This window comes from Pseudodesulfovibrio sp. 7M6, from assembly GCF_050058625.1.
GTDB classification, from domain to species: Bacteria; Desulfobacterota; Desulfovibrionia; order Desulfovibrionales; family Desulfovibrionaceae; genus Pseudodesulfovibrio; species Pseudodesulfovibrio salinus.
Genome location: NZ_CP188816.1, coordinates 807501 through 824516 on the forward strand (window position 1 = coordinate 807501; position 17016 = coordinate 824516).

Below are 17016 nucleotides of genomic sequence, written 5' to 3' on the forward strand. Positions count from 1 at the left end.
GGCTCGGTATATGTACCTCCAATCGCTTTGTGTACGCCTGTAACAAGTGGGGCAAAATGGAATTATACAAGCGGCGACAAATGCTGGCCCGTGGAGAATTCTCTGATTTCTATCAGTATGAAGAGATTCCCGAGCGATTAGAAAATCAATTAGTGTACATTCTTGGTGATATATTTCGCGGACGAGAGAGCCTTGCGTGGAATATTTTAAAACGACTAGTGCGTGAGTTGGGTTTTTCTGCAAGTACTATTGGCGTAGATTTTAGCTATAATAGATTTAACTCATTCATTCTATATCAAAATATTTTGTTTGATTTCGTTTTTTCGCATAACGACATCGAAGTCTCTTTGTCTGTTTTTGAACTCAGCCTACTCTATGCAGATCAGGAATTGGTAGATGAATTTAACAAACGATGCCTTGAGAATGGGTTCGGGTATCAGTTTGAGAGTGGGCAAATCGTCCGAATAGACAGTCAATATATACATCAACAAGCTGTTATACCGGCTCTCTCAATCCTTTCGGGCAAAGCCTACTCCGGTCCACAGGAAGAGTTTCTTTCTGCCCACGAGCATTTTCGTAATGGACGTCACCAAGAGGCTTTAGTCGACGCGCTCAAATCCTTCGAAAGCACAATGAAAGTCATTTGCGACAAGCGGGGATGGGAGTACTGCAAAAACGATACGGCCAAAAAACTCATTGCCATTTGTTTTGAGAACGGACTTATCCCTGGGTTCTGGCAAAGCTACATGAATGGTTTGCGGTCCACCCTAGAGGGTGGCGTGCCAACGGTAAGGAATAAGATGGGAGGACATGGGCAAGGCGCGGAACTGGTTGATGTCCCGGATCACATTGCCGCTTACGCCTTGCACCTGACGGCTTCGACGATAGTTTTTTTGGTTAAGTCTGAGCAAAACTTATAACCCAAAGGAGACAACATGAGCTCTAAGCAACATGAGGCGATGATTAAAAGGTACACCCGTGACATTGAATCACTTGATAGACAAATACTAAGCAAGGAAAAAGAGGCTCGCCGATACAAGGATACACTCCATAAATTAGAGAAGAAGATTGAGGAGCTTAATCAGCAAAAAATAAAAAAAGTTGATGCTAAAAAGGCTGAGGAAGAAAAACTGTCCCAAGCCTTAAAAAGGGAATCGTCCTAGACCAAGGCATTATCATTTTTCCTTCTGTACCGTTTCTCCAACCACATGGCTTGCGCAGCCTGCCGGGCAAAGACCTCGACAGACGGGGACGGCAACTCATGGAGCCAGTGCTTAATCAGCACGGCGTATTGAGTCATTCCGTCCCCGTCCAACTGTTGCAGGTTGCGCCGGATCAGTTTCCCAAGTCACCAAAACCGCAGGAGGACATGAGCGCCCCGCCGAAGGTGGAGGCAAGACCCGAATAGTCTTCCAGTGCTTCCTTGAGCTGGGCTTTTTCCTCAGGCTGGATGGTTTCCATGATCAGATTCTTGAAGGCCTGCCCGGCATTCTTCAGGACGGTTTTCTGCACGCGCTGCACCTGGGGGGTGGAGGGGCGCTTGAAGTGGAATTTGAAACTCACGTCCTTGTCTTTGAAGCGGTCGAAAAACTCATGATTCAGCTCCACGAATTCCGTTGCCTTGATGGGTTCATTCTCTGCCATGCTATCCTCTTTTCTCATGTTGGGTGTCCCGGTTTACAGAGCCGGAGTGCCGCCCCACTTGATGGGGGCCAGAAGGGTCAGGTCATGTTTGAGGGCACCGGCGTTGTCGTCTTCTTGCCCGGAGCTGGTATCGTTTTTAGTGATCTTGACCGCCGGGAGCGTGTCGGTGACCGTGGGCATATCGTCATTACCGTAGCTGACCACGATCTGGAACGGCTTGCTGTTGTATACCGAGCCGCCAAGCGCATTCCGCAAGGCCTCGGCTTCGTCGCGGTCCAGCTCAATGGAGCCGGAGGCTTTATAGTTTTTGCGGCCATAACCGCGCGGGACGCTACCCTTGCCGTAGCGCGGCTCGATGCCGCGTTCGTCGGAATAGCTGATATTGGTGATGCCGACGGCCACACCGTTGGGCAGTTGCACCTCAACGCTTTCCCAGTCGTAGAGATTGCCGTTTACGGACATTACGCAGCCTCCTTCAGGCGCGGATCGAAGTTGGACCCGGCATAGGTGAAGTTGGAGAAAAGCTTGATCTTGCGGATGATGGGCACGCCGATCAGCGTCTGCTCCACGGCCACGCCGTTATTGACGATATCTTGGCCGGGCGGGATGGCGACGACGTAGGCAATCAATTCCTTGGGCGTGGCCTTGGTCATGGTATCCAGGGCGAGTTCAATGTTGCCCTGGAGATAGGCGAGGCCGGAGGCGTTGGCCTCCTGCGTCGGGTCGCCCGCTTCGTCGTACATGCTCTTGAGGGCCGCGATGCGTGCGAGGCGGACGGCCTTGAAGACCACCCGGAGGATTTCCTCGTACTGGTAATCGCTGGTGGGTTCGGCCAAGGTTTTGGAGTCGCCCCAATATACGCCGGTAAGTCCGGCATACGTCTTGGCCGACACGGCTCCGGCGCTTTCCAGGGCCTCATGGATGTCGTTCTCTACCCAGCCTTCGGGCAAGGTAGCCTGACTTATTGGGCCGTCCTTGACCCTGCCGGTGGCGCGGTGCACGGGGATGGACAGGACGCGCCCGCATTGCAGGCCGCCCCAGTTGCGGAGCTTGCGCAGGCCGGTGGAGTCTGAGACCTCGCCGAACGCGAGGATGGATTGCACGAACCGGTGGGAATACTTGGCCCGTTCGGTTTTGAAGGCCGCTACCCAGTCATTCAGGTCCTCGCCGTCGTAGGGCAGCCGGAACTCGGTCTTGACGTAGGTGGGACGGTGCAGGTTCCAAAGTTCATCCATCCTTGTCCCGCAGGCGGCCCAGTCTACGGAATCGCTGGGGCCTACGATGTAGACAAACTCAGGATCGTACAGGGCGAGCGGCGTCTCAAGCGCGGCCATGACCGCCGAGATGGACGGGACCGGCGCATTGAGGCGGCAATGGTATTCCGTGCCGAGGGTCAAATCTTCGTCCGGCACAGTGATGGTCACGCCAGTTGAGGAAACCGGAATCAGCCCGTCAATCGGGATGGTGCGGATGGAACCCCAGTTGTCGCCGCCGTCCTCGGAGAGCTGGTAAGTGCCGACATTGCGGCCACCAGCGCCGGAGACGAGCAGAACCACTTCGGCAGCGGCCTTGACCGTGCCGGTAACGGAGACCGCAGGGCCTTCGCCGATCTGGGAAACCGGGCCTATGGGTCCGCGCACGGTGACGGCATAGGCGTCGTCCTTGACGTGCGCCCCCTCGGCCAGCGTGAGAACCGCGCCGGATGCGCCGAGGGTGATCTGCCCATTGGCCGGGGTGGCCGTGGCGTTTTCCCACGTTTTTCCGCCGTCCAGAGAGAGCTTGTACGTGGCGGTGCCGAGCTGACCGGCCACCACGATCTGGACAACGGCGTCCGCATTGGCCCCGGCCACGCCGCTGGTGGTTGCTTCCGGGCCGGTTCCGGTGTGTTTGACGTTGCCGATATAGCCGCCGGGCAAGCCCTGGACCGGCACGGCGATAACGACCGGCTCCTGTCCTCCGGTGGCGAAGATGTCGCGCAGCCGGTCCACGAGGGGGCCGGAGCCGAGCTGTTCGCTCAGGTCGCTCCGCTTGCCGAGGAGGTATGCCTTGCCGACCGTGCTCTTGGAGCACACGCCGACAATAACGGCGGAACCGGACACGTCGCCCGGCGCGAGGCCGCTGGTGCCGTCGATAAGATACTCAATTACATCGTTGCTCATGGATTCCCCCTACAGCGTGCCGCCGCCCTGCGGACGGGTACGCAGCCGGTTCAGGGCGTTGTCGAATTCGGTCTTGGAGACCGCCTTTCCTTCCGCCCAGTTCATGCCCACGCGAAGCGCGGCGAGTTCCCACGCGGTAATTCCCACGCCTTTTGCCAGCGTCTCAACGGGGAACACAGGCGTTGCCTCAGTCTTGTTCTTGCTCATTGCTTGCCTCCCTGTATTTAGGGGTAATAGTCACGCTCGTGATGAGCGGGATCTCGTTTTCGGTTGTGGTCCTGCCGGTAAAGGTGACATGGTATGTTTTCGACCGTTTCTTGAACACTTCCACGGTCTTGGTCGTAAAACCGCCGTACTCGGCTTTCTCCACCGACACGGCCACGGCATTGCCGTCTTCGTCGGTCGTGCGCTTGGGCAGCGCGGCCTCGAAACGGCTGGAAAATTCTTTGAGCCACGCTTCGTCGTCCGCGCGGATCGCGGCCCGAACCGGCAGGCGGATGGCGTGTCTTTCACGAGTCAGGGTGCGATGCGTCTTCTCCTTTCCCGTGGTGGGACGCTTGCGCAAAGGGCGGCCCGTGCGAGTGTACTGCTCCGCAAGGTAGGAGATTTCGACGCGCTTTTTCGGCAGAGTGATGCCGTCCTTTTCGGGTTCGATCATGACGGCGCTTTCGGGCAGTCCGGCGGCAACGGCGGCTGCCGTTATAATGGCGGTGGCTATCTGTCTCACTTGCCGCCTCCGAGGATGCGTGCAAGGTGGTCGGCAAGGATGGCGCGGGCCTCTTTTATGTCGCCCTGGGAGATACCTAGATAGGGACGGGGTGGGAGCTTCAAGGAATGGCCTCGCCCGGCCTCGCCGCCTAGTTGGTGGATGCGCGAATAGACAAGGTTGCTGCCGACCACCACTTGGTCGGGGCTGGCCTCGTAGCCGATGGAACCGCGCAGGCGTCCTGTATCGACAAGCGTCTTGCCGCCTTCCTTCTCAGCCCGTTGGGAGATGGGCCACGCCTCGCCGTCCGGTCCCGTGGAAGAGTCAAACCGTTCCACGGTGGAAGAAGTCAGCATTTCACCTATCTCCTCCATTGCGGCCTTGCTTTGCCCGGCCTTGGAGACGGCGGAACCGAGCACTTTATCCAGACCGCCCCAGTCCAACTTGAAACTTGTACCGCCCATTACCAGCCCCGCATATCGATTGCCGGTTTGCGCGTCTTGACGATCAGGTCCTCGGTCTTGGATTCCTCGCCCAGCTCCTTCAGGCCGATGTCGAGGTGGGCGGCGCGGACGGCCTCCAAATCCTTGACCGACTGTTTGTACTGGGTCTGGAGCGGTATCCAGTCATTGTTGCTGCCGCCCTCGCTGGTCATGAGCGACGTTATGCCGCCGACCACCCGATAGGATACGATGACGGCAGCTATGCGTTTGAGGGTGCTGGGAACGGTGACGAGGGGCAGCTCGAAACGGGCGCGAAGTGCGTCGTCGATTTCGCCGGAGACGTTCCGAATGGTCTTATCGACGATTCCGGGCGTCTGCTCTTCGGCGGCGGTCAGGTAGGCCTCCAGCACGTATTCGGTCAAATCGGTTCTTTCACAGTACACAGATGCCTCTCCTTCGCGTTTTGGACTAGTATTAGACTAGTCCGAGGGGTTCCCCACGCATAATGCACCCCGCCGCGCATCAAAACGCGGCAGGGCGCAAATATGGAAGTTAAGCCACTTTTCCCCAACAGATGGACTTCGGAGAGCGGCAAGGGAGCGGCTTGCTCTGGCCGATGATGCGATAGCCGTTGCCTTCAACGAGCTTCACGGGCTTGGGGAAAAATGGATAGGGCTGAAGCTTTGCATCCACGTCATCCAGGGCGCAGTATATGACCTTGGCGGGAGCGTCTTTTGCGTAGCCCACAATCTCACCGTCCGGGATTTTGGGAACGGGCTGGCCGGTCTTGGGGTTGATGTATCGTTCCGACATTTTCCGCACCTTATAGGTGCCGATATTAATGGCGTCGCCCTCTACGGACACGCGGATTTTAGCCGTGGATTGGAAGTTTTCGGCCAAAGCCCACAGGGCGAGGAAGGCCTCCTTGCCCGCCAAAAACTCAATGTCGCCACCGTAGCCGCCTTCTTGAATGGCAGTCTCCATGTCCGAAAGATGCCGCATGACGTCCTTCATACTCGCGCCTTCCGCCGTATACAGCTTGTCGGGATTAGCACGAAGCGGGGTACCGAACTCGACCTCGTAGGTGTCCCATCCTCCGTCCATTTTGACTGGCCAGGAGATGGTGCCGGTCAAGGCCGTAGCCGCGATGCCTTCGGTGGTCTGACGGCAGGTGGTGCGCAGATAGTCAATGGTACCGCGAGTCCAGGCATCAAGGCTGGCCTTGTCGGCCAGGATCATGCGCAGATTGTTGAGGTCTTGCCCGGTGATATCCAAGGACGGCTTGACCGGCAGCGGCTCAATCATGCTTGCCGAGACGGTGCCGGAGCCGACCGGAGTGGACAGGCCACCGCGCCGGACCACCGGAGCCGTGCCGACGATCTCCAACACATCGCTTATGCCCACTACAGCGAACGGATTCTGAGGGCGTCCGGGAAAGCAGTTGTCCATAACTGACGTCTTGAGTTTGGGCAGTCCCTTGAGGTGCAGGGCTACGGCCTGCGGAGAGAAAAGCCCTTTGAGCTGGGTAAACATTCGTGTTGCTCCTTAGACGGCGTAGATGCCGCAGCTTGCGAGTTTCTTGATATCGGCGGCGGTGGCCGAGTCGCCGTCCGCGCCGATCTTGAGCAGGGACGAGCGGACCGTGCCGTGCTCCAGGGTAAAGGCCGAGGTCTCGGAGGCGGTGTCGCAGGGCTCGTCGATGACGGCCACGGGCGTGCCGGTGTCGGCCTCGCCGGTGTACGGGACCAGTTCCGCGTTCTCGTCCTCTTTGACGATGAGGCCGATAGGATAAACACCGTTGTCAGCCTTGACCTCGCGGGAGCCGGTAATGGCCGGGTGATGGTCGGTGTGGGCGCGGTCGCCCCCGGCACTGATGGTGCCGATGTTTCCTTTGATGGGCATTGTTGTCTCCTTAGACGTACTGGGTGAGGTCTTCGGTTACGGCGTCGTCGTGGCCGGACGGGGCCTTGAATTCATGCAGCAGGCCGTTGCCCTTGCCTTCGGCCATGAAGCTCAAAAAATGGTCGGCCAGGGGTTTCTTGCCTTCGCCTTCGCTGAAGCTCATCTCCTCGCCACCGTCCAGGGCCTCGCAGAACGCGAGAACCTTTGTCTTGTCGGCAGGCAGCAGCTTGCCGTCTTCAATGAGCTTGTCCACCTTGGCAGCGTGATCGGCAGAACGCTGCGCCGCCTCTTTCTGCCGGGCTTCCTCGTCCTTGGCCTTGAGGTCTCCCTCGGCCTTTTCGCGAGCCGCTTTTTCCTTGGCGAGTTCCTCTTCCTGGGCTTCGAGTTTCGCCTTCATTTCCGCTTCCGTCATGCTGGGTTCCTCCGGTTTCGGATCGCCCGGCACATCCTCCGGGACCGATTCGTTGAAATTGATAAAAACGGTCATGCCGTCCGCTTCCTGAAATTCGACCTCCCCCAATTCCTTGACCGCCGGGGGGACTGCGCCGAGCAGGCCTAGGTGGCGGATTTTGAGGGCGGGCGTCAGGCTGAGGCTGACGTACTTGTAGGCCTTATTCTTCACGCCTTGCTTGGCTTTGTCCGAAAGGCGTGCGAACTGTGCCTGCAAAAATTCGCCGGATTTGCGGACCGCCATAAGCCAACCCTGTGCCGGGTCGCTGTCCTTGGGATGGCCGAAGACAATGGGCGGGTCCTCGGTGCGCTCCCCGAAATTGCTGACGATCTTTTCAAGATCGGCATCAGTCCATGTCCGCTTGCGGCCCGAACTGTCCGTGTGCGTGCCGGTTCTGAAGATGTTGATCCACTTGCTGCTCATTTGACATTCCTCCATCTTGGATTTAACAATCGGGTATATCGTGAACGCTGTCGGCGTCCGTATCAGTCCCGCCGGGGTCAGGGATCATAACTGTACGGAGCTGGCTCAAGGACCGGACTACTTGAGCAATTCACGATAGATCAGTATTCCCGCCCGTTCCTTTTCCGCCTGCTCATAGATGACCTTCTGGCTACGGTCCGCCCTCGGGGCGAACGCCGTTGCTCCCGTCCAGTTCCGCCCGAACAGCGAAAACGAGCTGAAGCCGCAGACCTCCTTGGACGAGGGCATGCGGAAAAGCCGGATCATGCGCAGGGTGAAATACATCTTGCCGGTCGCCGCATGGTCCACGGGCCGCCACCACACCTCGTATGGGTCTTTGATCGCCCTCGCCAACAGCCGCATGTACGGGCGCTTGTCCGTCCATGTTTTTTTCCACTCGCCGGTGGCCTTTTCGGTGAACAGCCACTTGCTGACCGTCACCGGGAAGCCGTGGATATTGACAACCTTGCTGGCGTTGATGTCGCTGATGCCGAACTCGCCGAGGAAGGCGCGGACGTAATCCTCAATCGCGAGACCGGTCTTGGGCAGCAGGTCGCTTTCCTTCACGACGTGGATATGTCTGGGGTCGATGTCCGAAATGGGCAGCTTGCAGGACTCGTCCGCGAAATCGCCCCGGCGGCACAGTGTGGGAAACGCCCGGTCCTTCACTCCGTCCAGCTCGGACGGGGACAGGCCGGTCAACCAATCCTTGCCGACGTTGGAGGCCCACCCCTTGTCCGGGATGGGCGTCACAAAGGACTCCATGCCCGTTTCCGGGTCCACCAAGCGCACGCGGTCCGGCATCTCGGTCTGCACCTTCAGGCCCCGCGCCTTAACCTGGCGCTCCGAGAGCGTGATCACCACGCACCGGCAGGCAAAGCCGTTGGGCGGATACCAAGTGTCCCAAAACGGGTGGTCGTGCGGGAAGACGAGGCCGTCCACCGCAAGGTGGGTTTGCCGCGTGCGCCGGTCGTGAACAGCCACGAGCTGCCAGTAGGGACGGGACTTGGAAACACGCGTCATTTGCTGGTAGCGGCCCGCCATGTACGCGGATTGCATGTTGGTGCGAAAGATGTTTTCGACGCGCCACGCCCGGTTGCCGGTCCAGCCCTGTTGCTCAATGATATCGCCGATGCGGCCCTTGAAGTCCCGCAGGGTTTCGCCATTCTCCAGGGCCTTGGCGATGGCCGTCTGCACGCTGCCGACCTGATCTATCTTGGCGAGGCCGGAAACGGCGAAGGCGCGGGAGCGGGCGGCGGCGTCCAGGACCTCGAACTCCTTGGCGGAGACCGGGGCCTTGCCGTGCCAGTATTTGACGGCTTCCGCCGGGGCGAGCGGCTCAACGGTCACGGGCATCGGCTTCCTCCTGACAATCCACACACAGTCTCACACCGGGGACGGCCCGGCGACGCGGGGCCGGGATCGGCTCGCCGCACTCCTCACAGAAAGGCCGTGACTCCCGCGCGGTAACGGCGCACCCGGCGTTTTGCAGGGCCATGCGCCGGTACGTCGCCTCCATATCCTGGGCCATGTCGCACTCGTCAGGCATTGCCTTCCTCCTGCGCCGCCATGGTCCCGAAGGCCTGGGCGTTGAGCATGATGCGGCCCGCCAGCTCGGCCAGCTCGTCTTGCTCGGCTTCTTGCCCCAGCAGCTCCGCCAGCATGATCTGCATGTCCTCGAACGTCTCGGCGCTCTGCACGATCTTCTCAATTTGGGTGACAAGCTTGGCGTTCGCCTTGACCGCCTGCGGCATGATCTCGGCCAGGGCGGTGTCGATGATGTCCTGGGCGTCCCGGGCGCTGGCGAATTCGATAAATGCGGAATGATCGGCTGGCGCCTCGGCTTCGGCTTGGTTGTCATCGACAAGGTCGAACTCGTCCTCGGCCATGCCGTAATGCCGTTCAAAATGGCTTTTCTTGAAGCGAACGCCCACGCTGTGCAGCTTTTTATCCAGATTGGCCTGGGCGTCGAAGTCCTCCGGCTCTTGGTAGCCGAAGACGGGAGCAATGACGCCTGCCGGTGCATTCACATTGCGGAAGGTAAGCGCAATCTCGTTCATGGCGCTGACAACAAGGAACTGGTCGGCATCGGCCATATCCCCCGAAACCGCATAGTGCGTATCGCTGGCTGCCCGGCTTCCCTGGCCGTCCATTTCACTGGTCAGCGTCTGGCCCATGAGGACCTTGGAAATGGATTTGTCCCAGCGCCGCAGATAGCCTTCATGCAGGTCGCCAGCCTTGCCGGACACGGCGGCGAGTTCCACCTTGGCCCCGTTCGGCAGCACGGCCACGGCATCCTGCACCATGGCGGCGAGGTCCCCGGCCATGGAGAGACGGCTGGCGCGGTCTGCGTTGTGAGGTGCGTAGGCCAGCACCCACGGCTGACCGAACTTTTCGCAAAAGCGGGTCAGGAATTCGATGCCCCCGCGCTTGAAGGCCACGGGCCAGAGACAGCGGGAAAGGAGCCGCAGGCCGTAGGGGTTCTCGAAGGTCGGGAAGTGCCGTACCAAGACGAATTTGCCCGCAGGCAACGGCGCGTCGTAGGTATGCGTTTCTCCGCAAAAGACGGCGCGGTTGTCGTCGTCAAAGCCGAACCACTTTCGGGGCTTGGCGACGATGTCGACCAGCTTGAGCCTGCCGCCGTGCGGCTCCCACATGAGTTCCAGAACGGTCATCCCGAAAAACGGCGCGTCCAGCATCGAGCTGAACACGTCGCGCAGGTTGATCGCCTCAAGGTCGGATACTAGCTCCTCACAAAGCCGGGCCGCGTCGGCGGAGACGTCCTTGCCCTTTGCCTGCCCCGGCGAGAAGTCGTAGTCCTGCTTGTTCAGCACGCGCAGCTTGCGGTTCTGCATCGCCATGCACACCTGATCGTCGGCGGTCAGGTCATCCAGAACATCGGCGTACTCGCCGCGCTTGCGCAAGACCGGGTCGGGGTCCGGCAGCTTGCCGAGAAACGTGCCTACGTCCGCTCCTGCGGCGAGCCGGGTAGCAAATTCGGTGGTCAGGTCGGCACGGCTTTCCCCCAAGTCGATGGGGTTGCCTTTGTGATCTAAAATCATCGGTATCCTCTCATGATTCCATTGGCGACGGGTGCGCCGCCGGTGCAGAAGTCCCACTCGGTAAAGGCCGCATCGAATTTACGGGCGGCATACATTGCCAGGACATAGGCAATGGCGGAGTCCCCGTGGCGTTTCCCCGTGCCCTTGCGGTCCTTGGTTCGGGCGTCACGCGGGATTTTGGGAACGCCCTTGACGACCGTCACGGCGCGAAGGTCGTCAAGGACGTTGTCGTTTTGGGGGATGATGGAGGTACGGTCTTCCAACGCGGCCTTGGCGGGCGGCCAGTTTTCCAGATTCCAGCTTTCGGAAAAGTGAATTTCCTCAATGATGTCCGGTCCGAATTCCTGCCGTGCACGCTCGGCGAGATAGGCACCGTTGCCGCCCTTATCCAGTGCGCCGCCGGAAAACATGGGCAGGCGGTGGACCGCGTAGAAAAGGGCCTGCTCCTGTTGGGAAAACGGACAATCGAACAGCTCCAGCAAAAACGGCGTGCGGTATGTCGCGCCCGGCGCATCCTGCAAGGGCCAGATATCGGACAGGTCGAGGGAGCGACCAAAGTCCTCGCCGAACCAGCTCCGTTGATTGGGCAAGTAGGCCATGACGGGCTTGAGGTTGCCCTCCAGCCAATCCCGCATTTCGCGGTGTCGCTGGTCATCACTCCAATCCACGAAATCGGGGGCGGGAGGTTCCCACCGGACAACGGGTATGGCCGGGTCCATGCAGGCCTCAATGACCGTGCGAACAAGGTAGGAACCGCCGGACTTCGAAGGGATGCAAAACAGTTCCTCGTCCGCGCCGTCGCCGTAGAATTTGATAATTTCATCACGCCACGCGGTTTCGGCCTCCTTGCTCCACTCCTTGCCGGTACGCTCGCAAACGCGCTTGTAAAGCCCCTCCGCAATGGCGCGGTCAAAGTCGCACCGGAGCATGGTGTAGGGCTTGCGGCCCGCCCGGCAGTCCTGAATAAGCTGGTTGAAGGCGTTGTCCTCGCCGTCGTGGGTGGAAATGATGAGGACCTTGCCGCCCCAGATGGTCAGGGCCAGCGCGGCCTTGAGAAGCTCGTCAAGGTCGTCGTGGAATGCGGCCTCGTCGAGAATGACAAGGCCCTGCATGCCGCGAAGCGACCGGGGGCGGGAAGGCAGCGCCGTGACGCGGCCATGGCGGAAGGTGACGCGAAAAGCCTGGATTTGGTTATCCGGGTCTCCGGCGTCCTGCCAGAGCGTTTCGCCTATGGCGGAGGCCCCGAGGTTCAGCGTTTTACCGGCTTCACCAACGTACTCGATAAACTCACGGGCCATGTCCAGATTGTAGCCCATGTAATAGACGTTCATGCCACCTTCTGACTTGGCCTTGGCCGCGTACTCGGCAGCCACCCAGCTTGCGCCCCACGAGTAGCCGGTGCGTCGTGATTTTTCGACGACGACCACGGACGAGAGCTTGAGAGCGGTCCGCAGTTCGTGCTGGTATTTGAGCAGACGAATTCCCATTGCCTACCTCATCGCATCCAGCATGGCTTCGATGTTGCGGCCTTGTACGCCTCGTCCGTCGTCCTGTTTCTTGCCCAAGGCTCCCTTGAGTTCAGCCACCAGCTCCATGGCCTTCTGCACGTCTTGAATGGCCTTGAAGTCCGTGCCTTCCGGGCTTTGAAGCAGCTTGTTGAGCTTGAGTTCAATTGCCTCTTCAAGCGCGGCCACGGCCTCTTCCTTGGTGCGGATCGGGCGCAGCTCGTGCTGCTTGGCCGCGCCCAGAAGCTCATGAGCGCGTGCCGCTTCGGCCTGCTTCATGGCGAGGCCTTCGAGCGCGGAAACCGCAAAACCGTCCTGGGCGTTCTGGCTCTTGATCAGCTTCTTCAGCATCACGGACCGGGCCAGGATGGTGTCGGCGGCGAGGTCGGCTTCGGCCTGGGCGAGCTTTTCCCGCTTGCCGCGCCAGTCGTAGGTGGCGGACCAGCGCTTGAGCGTGGACATGGCCACACCGGTTTCCTCCGCGACCTTTTCAAAGGTCAGACGGGCAACGCAGTACAACTCCTGCGCCTCCCACACGGCTTCGGGCGGGTATTCGCGGCCTGTTTTATCCACGCTATTCGCCTCCGGGAGAGGGACGCTTGACGCCGGGGACGGTGGCGTAGCCCTTGGCGACTTCCTCGCCCCGTTCGGTCAGGTGGGCCACACGGCATTCCCCGGTAAGGGTCACGCTCAGGAGGCCTTGTTCGTCCAGCCATGCGAGCTGGGTGCGGATCACGTCCCGCGACGGGCGAAAACCGTATTCCGGCACCATGTCGCGGATCATGCTGTCGTTCAGGGTGTAGTCGGGCTGTTCGGCCAGCAGGCGCAGGATGGTAATGCGCAGGTGCTCGGCCACGACGTTTCCGTAGCTCATGATTTTCCTCCGTTGAGCATGTAATCTTCGTGGCGTGTGACGATGCGTTCCAGGCGGGTCACGAGGCGGTCCACGCCCTCAATCTTCTCGACGGCAACGCGTAGGCTGCCGCCGAATTTTTCAATGGTCAGGGCGAGGTCGTGGATGGCTTCTTCCGTAGGGGCCGATTTCAGGCAGGCTTCGGCTGCGGACAGACGCTTTTCAAAGTCGGTGTGGTCCTTGGCATTGGCCTTTTGTTCCTCTTTTTGGCTTTTGCGCTGATCAAGAATCAGCTTGATCAGCAAGCCGACAATGGGGAGGAAAACGACCTGAAGAATGCGCAGGATGAGGTCGAGGGCATGAAGGTCCACGTCTCCCTACCTCCGCAGCAGCTTGAGCGCCTTATCCATGGCCGTTTCCGGCTGAATGCCCATCTCGCCCAGCTTCTCCTGGGTGCGCCGTCCGGTATAGGCGCGGTACATCATGAGGAACGTGCCGGAGACGGTGGGCAGCGCCCACTTGAGCACGTCGATGATGAACGCGGCTTCGTCCTTGCTGACGGACGAGGAGAAGGCGGAGACAAAGGCCACGGCCACGCACGAGAAGATGAGCAGGAAGGTGCCCTTGCCGTACCAGCGCAAAAGCTGGGGGCGGGTACGCCGCACGTATTCGTCGCTGGAGGCGATCTCCGCCTTGGCGAGCTTGCGGCCCCCTTCGACGTCCTTCAGGTCGAATTCGCGGAGCTTGACGGTGGTGGCGAGACCGGCCTCCTTGAGCGCGAGTTGCTGTTCACCGGTCAACGGCTGGGCTTCGGCTTCCTTCAGCCCGTCCGTGATCATAGACACACCTTCTTGAATCTTTTTGCCGGTTTCGCCGCCTATGGCACCGGCAAAGCTAGCCACGCCATCCACGGCGGTGACGATCTGGCCGATACCGGGGATAAACTTGAGAGCGCCGGTCAGGATGCTACCGAGTCCCATCGTTCCACCCCTTTCCGGCCTCGCCGGTAGCGTCGATGATTTCGAGGTCGAACCGAACGCCGGGACGCGGATTGCCGTCGCATACGGTGTTCATGAGTTCGGCCAGGGCGGCGCGAGAGCCGGACACGGCCTGTTGATTTTGCAAGACGGCGAAACGCTGGCCGGGGAGGATGCAGGCCTTGGAATCGGACCGGCGGCCTTGCTCTACGTCCCCGGCCCAGTTACCGGCGTGCATGCGGACGTGGGTGCGGTCCGGAACGTTCAGGACTTCGGGGCAAAGCCCGAAATGCGGGGATTCGTTGATTTCACACTCGTAGATGCCGGGCGGAATGCAGGACGCATTCAGCCGGTTGTCTTTCCACGGCGGCTCTGCGCTGACGCGATCCGTACCGCCGGGCAGGAACATCCTGCCGAACGTGCCGTCGAGTCCTTGATCGACTCGAACGATGGTGACGCTTTTCTTGTGCATGGTATCTCCCTGTTGGGCCGGGCTGGCGTGGCCCCGCCGTTATGTTTGGCGAAAACAGGGAGATAATATCGGGCAGGCGTATCCGGTGCAGGAATCCACGCGCACAGTGCAAACAAAAAGGCACCCGTTTTCGGGTGCCTTTGCAGAGGAGGGGGTAAAAAGATAAAATTTATCGAAGGGCCTTCTCAATTTCTTTGCGCATCGTTTGAGTATATTGAGTCTCGTGCCCTTCTGTCCGAATGTAGGTTCTGCCTAGAATCGACAGGTTGGCAAACATCAGGCCTGTTTTAAGTTCAATTTGAGAAGGGTACTGCTTGTCATAAGACTGAACCCTTTTGAGCCAGTCGTAATATTTCCCACCTTGCCCAAATCCATATCGCCAAAAATTATGGTCGTCTTTGAATGCAAGCAATGCATTATATTCTTTTGTAAAATCTTTTTTTAGTGACTTTACAATGATAGCAGGAGAAGGAGTACTCCCTTCTACTGCAAAAAAGATATCTTGTTCAACTGTCTTTCCGAAATCTCCTTTCTCCACAAGCACGCCTGTCAAATGCTCCCCCTGAGGACCAATGACGGCTTGAACCGTTTTAGGTTGGGCGCTTGGGACAGGAACCAGAACTTCTGCAATGTAATTCCCATTGGGGAGCGGCCCTACGGGAACAAACGAGGCTGATCCGTTTTTGATAATTCCACTGGCTTGTCCCATAAATCCGGCAGGGACATCCCGGTCGCTAACTGTTAGCAATAGGTACGTGTCGTTGGGTAAATTGGTAGTAACCGATACATTCACACGAAAATCTGGACGTAACTTATAGTTAACGGACAATTTTACAGGCTCAATCATAGATTTGCTTTCATTCTTATTTACCGTTTCTTTTTCTGCCTGCTTGCCCTCCTTTTTAAGCTGCGCGATGTACACATCGGCGTCGTCTTTGGGCGCGACGGCGGGCAGTGCAAAAACGCCAAACACGAGCAGCGCGGCATACAGGCTGAACGCCTTGGTCCTAGTGCGTTTTTCCGGAGCCAGGAACGGCAGCGCCAGCCCCGGCTTGATCAGGCCGAGGACTATCCCGACAAGGGCAATGAGCAACAGCAGGGACAAGAGAACAGTCATGAAAACCTCCTTACAAATCAATGCGATTCATTTCGTCTTTAACGCTTTCTACGGTAACTCGAAAGGGTTTGTCTATATGGGTGATAAGTTTGCCTTCCGAGGCCATGGCGTACACCTTGCGGGGGCTGACGCTGAGGCAGTAGGCGGCTTCATCGGCACGGAGAAAGGACTTTGACGCGAGCATTTCCGCCGGGGTTATGGAGAACGGGCCGTTTGCCTGGATTGCCGAAGCCTCGGGCAGCATGAGCTGAAAGCCCTGCGGGGTTCGGGGTGTGCACCGCTCGCGGCATCCGAAACAATAGAGGATCGGCCACTTGCAGACCCAGTACGCTTTTTTCGGGTCTCTACATCCCAGCTCCTCATATACGAACGGCATAATTTCGCCCTGGTATGGTCGGAAGCCCTTGCCGAACAAGTCCGCAAACTCCTTTAAATGCTGTGACGTCATATCCACCTCCGTGACAGTCAACTTGAGATGAGATTCAAAACCGCTTTTGCCTGGGCGATGAACAGGTCGTCACACCTGTTGCATTCGCCGGTGACGCTGCACCGGGCACAGGCCGTGGCCTTGATCGTCGCCATTATGCGCTTTTCGCGGCTCGTACCGTTTATAGCGTCCTGTATGCGCTGCATTTGCAGCTCCGCGTCGCCGCCGTAGCTCCCCGAGAGCACTTGATATACCGTTGTGCGGGATAGGGCCGGATGCAGGCGGCAGAACCTGTGCACCGACCCGAAACGCGCCTCAATTTCACTGCGCAGGCTGTGCATCGTCGGGGTCTATCCCTTTCCTGTGGCACCGCCCGATCAAGTCCTTGGCCAACACCTGCAAGTCGCTCTGGTCATTGAGCCAGAGAAATTTTTCCACGCGGAACTGGGTCTTGCAGCGAATGTCGAGGCCGGACATTTTCCATTCCAGCGCCCGCCACATGGCCGCGATCCGCCGCTTCTGTTCGGCGTAGGGAGTGCCATCCGGGATTTCATAAAAGTCCTGCCGGGGCTGCCGGAAGCGGCTCCCCTTGTGCGGGAATTCAGCCCCCTTCTTCTCCAGAAAATTAACGAAGTCGGTCAGCTCACGAATCGTCAATTTGCCAGCGGAGTCCTTGCCGTACAGCTCATTCAGCTTGTCCCGGTACAGGTCGTCGTCCATGTTCGGCATCTGCTTTTTCGCTATGTGAATTTTCGCGAGCAGTGCGTTTCTCCAACTGCTGTTTTTTTGCATGATAGCTCCCATCATTGCAGTGACACGGCGGGTCCAAGAGCCAG

25 protein-coding genes are annotated in these 17016 nt (G+C 58.9%); 2 read left to right on the forward strand and 23 right to left on the reverse strand.

What is annotated here, in order from left to right:
- The first annotated feature begins 56 nt into the window (after positions 1–56).
- Positions 57–920 (forward strand): STM4504/CBY_0614 family protein, encoded by an 864-nt coding sequence (locus tag ACI0FG_RS03680; protein ID WP_419787212.1) that lies wholly within the window; start codon positions 57–59, stop codon positions 918–920.
- 15 nt (positions 921–935) lie between these two features.
- Complete coding sequence (locus ACI0FG_RS03685) at positions 936–1163, forward strand: hypothetical protein (protein ID WP_419787213.1); 228 nt, start codon at positions 936–938, stop codon at positions 1161–1163.
- A 172-nt stretch (positions 1164–1335) separates the two neighbouring features.
- Here the strand turns inward: ACI0FG_RS03685 and ACI0FG_RS03690 are convergent, their stop codons facing one another.
- The 23 genes from ACI0FG_RS03690 to ACI0FG_RS03800 all read right to left on the reverse strand — a co-directional run bounded on the left by ACI0FG_RS03690 (position 1336) and on the right by ACI0FG_RS03800 (position 16972).
- Entirely contained in the window at positions 1336–1644 is a 309-nt protein-coding gene (locus tag ACI0FG_RS03690; protein ID WP_419787214.1) for a hypothetical protein, read from the reverse strand.
- 33 nt (positions 1645–1677) lie between these two features.
- On the reverse strand, positions 1678–2106 hold the full coding sequence (locus ACI0FG_RS03695; RefSeq protein WP_419787215.1) for a hypothetical protein: 429 nt from the start codon (positions 2104–2106) through the stop codon (positions 1678–1680).
- A complete protein-coding gene (locus ACI0FG_RS03700; RefSeq protein WP_419787216.1) occupies positions 2106–3803 on the reverse strand; it encodes a DUF2586 family protein in 1698 nt (565 codons plus the stop codon). Before ACI0FG_RS03700 ends, ACI0FG_RS03695 begins: the two co-directional genes overlap by 1 nt.
- A 9-nt stretch (positions 3804–3812) precedes the next feature.
- Complete coding sequence (locus tag ACI0FG_RS03705; RefSeq protein ID WP_419787217.1) at positions 3813–4010, reverse strand: hypothetical protein; 198 nt, start codon at positions 4008–4010, stop codon at positions 3813–3815.
- The gene (locus ACI0FG_RS03710; protein WP_419787218.1) at positions 3991–4530 is read right to left on the reverse strand and encodes a hypothetical protein; all 540 of its coding nucleotides are present in this window, start codon (positions 4528–4530) and stop codon (positions 3991–3993) included. Before ACI0FG_RS03710 ends, ACI0FG_RS03705 begins: the two co-directional genes overlap by 20 nt.
- Positions 4527–4973, reverse strand: coding sequence for a phage virion morphogenesis protein (locus ACI0FG_RS03715; protein WP_419787219.1), 447 nt, complete (start codon positions 4971–4973; stop codon positions 4527–4529). The genes ACI0FG_RS03710 and ACI0FG_RS03715 overlap by 4 nt, the downstream gene beginning before the upstream one ends.
- On the reverse strand, positions 4973–5395 hold the full coding sequence (locus tag ACI0FG_RS03720; protein WP_419787220.1) for a DUF1320 domain-containing protein: 423 nt from the start codon (positions 5393–5395) through the stop codon (positions 4973–4975). The genes ACI0FG_RS03715 and ACI0FG_RS03720 overlap by 1 nt, the downstream gene beginning before the upstream one ends.
- Positions 5396–5504: 109 nt before the next feature.
- Positions 5505–6485: a major capsid protein gene (locus ACI0FG_RS03725; protein ID WP_419787221.1), complete on the reverse strand. Its 981-nt coding sequence runs from the start codon at positions 6483–6485 to the stop codon at positions 5505–5507.
- 12 nt (positions 6486–6497) lie between these two features.
- Entirely contained in the window at positions 6498–6854 is a 357-nt protein-coding gene (locus ACI0FG_RS03730; RefSeq protein WP_419787222.1) for a hypothetical protein, read from the reverse strand.
- A gap of 10 nt (positions 6855–6864) precedes the next feature.
- Positions 6865–7728 carry a hypothetical protein gene (locus tag ACI0FG_RS03735; RefSeq protein ID WP_419787223.1) on the reverse strand — a complete coding sequence of 288 codons (864 nt, stop codon included), beginning with the start codon at positions 7726–7728 and terminating at the stop codon, positions 6865–6867.
- Positions 7729–7845: 117 nt separating this feature from the next.
- The gene (locus ACI0FG_RS03740) at positions 7846–9123 is read right to left on the reverse strand and encodes a phage minor head protein (protein ID WP_419787224.1); all 1278 of its coding nucleotides are present in this window, start codon (positions 9121–9123) and stop codon (positions 7846–7848) included.
- On the reverse strand, positions 9107–9316 hold the full coding sequence (locus ACI0FG_RS03745) for a TraR/DksA C4-type zinc finger protein (RefSeq protein ID WP_419787225.1): 210 nt from the start codon (positions 9314–9316) through the stop codon (positions 9107–9109). Before ACI0FG_RS03745 ends, ACI0FG_RS03740 begins: the two co-directional genes overlap by 17 nt.
- On the reverse strand, positions 9309–10829 hold the full coding sequence (locus ACI0FG_RS03750; RefSeq protein WP_419787226.1) for a DUF935 domain-containing protein: 1521 nt from the start codon (positions 10827–10829) through the stop codon (positions 9309–9311). Before ACI0FG_RS03750 ends, ACI0FG_RS03745 begins: the two co-directional genes overlap by 8 nt.
- On the reverse strand, positions 10826–12316 hold the full coding sequence (locus ACI0FG_RS03755) for a hypothetical protein (protein ID WP_419787227.1): 1491 nt from the start codon (positions 12314–12316) through the stop codon (positions 10826–10828). The genes ACI0FG_RS03750 and ACI0FG_RS03755 overlap by 4 nt, the downstream gene beginning before the upstream one ends.
- A gap of 3 nt (positions 12317–12319) precedes the next feature.
- Entirely contained in the window at positions 12320–12907 is a 588-nt protein-coding gene (locus tag ACI0FG_RS03760; protein WP_419787228.1) for a hypothetical protein, read from the reverse strand.
- 1 nt (position 12908) lies between these two features.
- Entirely contained in the window at positions 12909–13208 is a 300-nt protein-coding gene (locus ACI0FG_RS03765; RefSeq protein WP_419787229.1) for an ArsR family transcriptional regulator, read from the reverse strand.
- Complete coding sequence (locus ACI0FG_RS03770) at positions 13205–13558, reverse strand: DUF2730 family protein (protein WP_419787230.1); 354 nt, start codon at positions 13556–13558, stop codon at positions 13205–13207. The genes ACI0FG_RS03765 and ACI0FG_RS03770 overlap by 4 nt, the downstream gene beginning before the upstream one ends.
- Before the next feature lie 6 nt (positions 13559–13564).
- Complete coding sequence (locus ACI0FG_RS03775) at positions 13565–14167, reverse strand: hypothetical protein (RefSeq protein ID WP_419787231.1); 603 nt, start codon at positions 14165–14167, stop codon at positions 13565–13567.
- The gene (locus ACI0FG_RS03780) at positions 14154–14636 is read right to left on the reverse strand and encodes a DUF5675 family protein (RefSeq protein ID WP_419787232.1); all 483 of its coding nucleotides are present in this window, start codon (positions 14634–14636) and stop codon (positions 14154–14156) included. Before ACI0FG_RS03780 ends, ACI0FG_RS03775 begins: the two co-directional genes overlap by 14 nt.
- A 169-nt stretch (positions 14637–14805) precedes the next feature.
- The gene (locus ACI0FG_RS03785) at positions 14806–15753 is read right to left on the reverse strand and encodes a hypothetical protein (RefSeq protein ID WP_419787233.1); all 948 of its coding nucleotides are present in this window, start codon (positions 15751–15753) and stop codon (positions 14806–14808) included.
- A 10-nt stretch (positions 15754–15763) separates the two neighbouring features.
- On the reverse strand, positions 15764–16201 hold the full coding sequence (locus ACI0FG_RS03790) for a DNA-binding protein (RefSeq protein ID WP_419787234.1): 438 nt from the start codon (positions 16199–16201) through the stop codon (positions 15764–15766).
- A 17-nt stretch (positions 16202–16218) separates the two neighbouring features.
- Positions 16219–16521, reverse strand: coding sequence for a hypothetical protein (locus ACI0FG_RS03795; RefSeq protein WP_419787235.1), 303 nt, complete (start codon positions 16519–16521; stop codon positions 16219–16221).
- Entirely contained in the window at positions 16502–16972 is a 471-nt protein-coding gene (locus ACI0FG_RS03800) for a regulatory protein GemA (RefSeq protein WP_419787236.1), read from the reverse strand. Before ACI0FG_RS03800 ends, ACI0FG_RS03795 begins: the two co-directional genes overlap by 20 nt.
- Positions 16973–17016: the final 44 nt, after the last annotated feature.